Raw genomic sequence first — 2,156 nt, forward strand, 5'->3', positions numbered from 1 at the left:
CTGTTACTACAAAATTTTGGATAAAAAATACTTTGGTTAAATGTATTAATAATCTTTTGAAAACGAGATTAACACATCATTTTAAGAGAACATGCATGAGAGCAACTCAGCAGGGGACATCAGACCAGATGAGCAGGAAAAAACGGTTTAAGATTAGATCCTGAGCATATTTCTAAAAAACCGGATCTCTTCCTTTTTGAACCCCCGTAATATGAACAGTCCTGCCCCGTAAACCAGCGCAGAAATACCCACCAGCAAAATGATGCCCAACAGATTCCCGGACATCTGTGCCCCACCGATAACAACAACCACACCCATGATCGTCGCTGCGACGAGACATTTCAGTATGAAAGAGGCATTGATATCAAATACGAGATATTTAGATGAATAATACATCGATACGACAAAGGCCAGGGCAAATGCAACCAGGGTTGTAGCCGCCGCCCCGAGAATTCCAATTCTTGGAACGAATATGATATTCAGCCCAAGGTTCAGGGTTGCTGCCACAATCCATATTGTCCCGGTGATGCCGGTCTTCTTTTCTAATACCAGGATCTGCGTGATAATCGTGTACAATCCAAACAGTAACCCACTCAACGCCATGAAGGGAGTTATCAGGTAGCCCTGTTCTGCAATCTCCGGGGTCGAGAGGATCGTCAACAGCGGCCTGGAGAGCAGAGACAGTCCTACGGCTGAAGGGATTGCCAGCGCAAGGAAGTACTTCATGGAATACGACAGGACGGTTTTGACGTCTTTGAGGTTACCGTCATCATAATGCTTCGAAAGCACCGCCGGGAGCATAAACGAAAGCGGCGCGATGAACATATTGATAATATGCCCGAGGCTGTACCCTGGAGAATAGTATCCCACGTATGCATTTCCGAGGAACAGAGCGATCACGTACCTATCGCTCGAGTTCACCACCCAGCTGGAGAGGTTCCCCGGCACCGTGGGGAGGCCGAAGGAGAGGTGCTCCCGCAGGTTCTTGAATCCCGGGAGGGTAACCCCGATCTCGGAGACGATGAGAATACCCATCACGAGGAACAGCACCAGATTGGTGACGAGCAACCCGACCGCCGCGCCGAAGATCCCGTAGCCGGCAAGGACAAGTGCCGCGACCGAGATCAGCTGCAGGCAGGTCTTGAGGAAGAGGAGCGAGGAGTACCGCTTGATCTGCTGGAACGTCCTGAAGTAGTTATACTGGAGAAGGTTCATGCACTCCAGAAAGACGACCAGGGCGAGAATCCGGGTGACCGTTGTCCGGCCATCGAAGAGTGCAACGGCTATGGGCTCGGCCAGGAGGAACAGAGCGATCGATGCAAGGCCCGCGCTCAGGATCGTGATGCCCGCGATCGAGTAGTAGCCCTCCCGGATCTCCTCCCGTGATTTAGCCGCCGCGAGGAACCTGACCATCGTGTAGGGGAGGCCGAGCATCACCACCCCCGGGAAAAGGCCGATGGTCACGGTGATCTGGACGTATGTCCCGTAGTCTTCGATAGGGAGGGTCTTCGTGAGGATCGGGAGGAGGATGAGCCCGCTCAGGCTGATGAGGAGGTTGGTCAGGCCGATGAGTCCTATGCGTCGGGCGAATTGGTGGTATTCCTGCAACAATAATTAATGGGAAGTATGCTTATTTAACGATGCCTGGAAAGGGTTTTGGATTTTGGAACTTAGAGAGGGATATGTGCTCCGTCTTAGCGAGTTTAACGATTTCAGAGTCAGTTGTGAGGAGGAGTGCTTCTGATCACTAGGGATCGGGAAAGCACAAATCTAGAGGGAAAACCCGTTTAAAAATGAAGAAATATTTGTCTCCCAATTCGGCTCCCAGAAGTATGATGGTTGTGCGGAGGGATAGCCATATTCACCGTCGAGGATAGCGTCGCGGAGTTCTTCACAACCTGAAAACTTATACCCGAGAGAGTCTGGGGTCATATTGTTATTAAGAATAAATATTCTTTTTCCACTGAATGCAACAGCTTCAAAGAGCGTTGTGGAGTTATAGCCCACAATTATCTCGCTTGAGGCAATGAGTTCATAGATATTGTCGTAGGTTCTAATCTGAACGTTGGGGTATTTTCTGAGATCCTCGTAGCGATGAGTGAACGGCACTTCCCCTGGGTGAAGTTTAAAAACAATAGAGTATCCCGGAAGTTCTC

2 protein-coding genes are annotated in these 2,156 nt (G+C 49.9%); both read right to left on the minus strand.

Annotated elements, in window-relative coordinates:
• Positions 1-153 precede the first annotated feature (153 nt).
• On the minus strand, positions 154-1,611 hold the full coding sequence (locus tag EI28_RS11660; RefSeq protein ID WP_369792293.1) for an oligosaccharide flippase family protein: 1,458 nt from the start codon (positions 1,609-1,611) through the stop codon (positions 154-156).
• A gap of 159 nt (positions 1,612-1,770) precedes the next feature.
• A partial coding sequence (locus tag EI28_RS14465; RefSeq protein ID WP_197018506.1) for a hypothetical protein occupies positions 1,771-2,156 on the minus strand: 386 nt, incomplete at its 5' end.

It is taken from the genome of Methanoculleus sp. MH98A (assembly GCF_000691865.1).
Taxonomy (GTDB): Archaea; Halobacteriota; Methanomicrobia; order Methanomicrobiales; family Methanoculleaceae; genus Methanoculleus.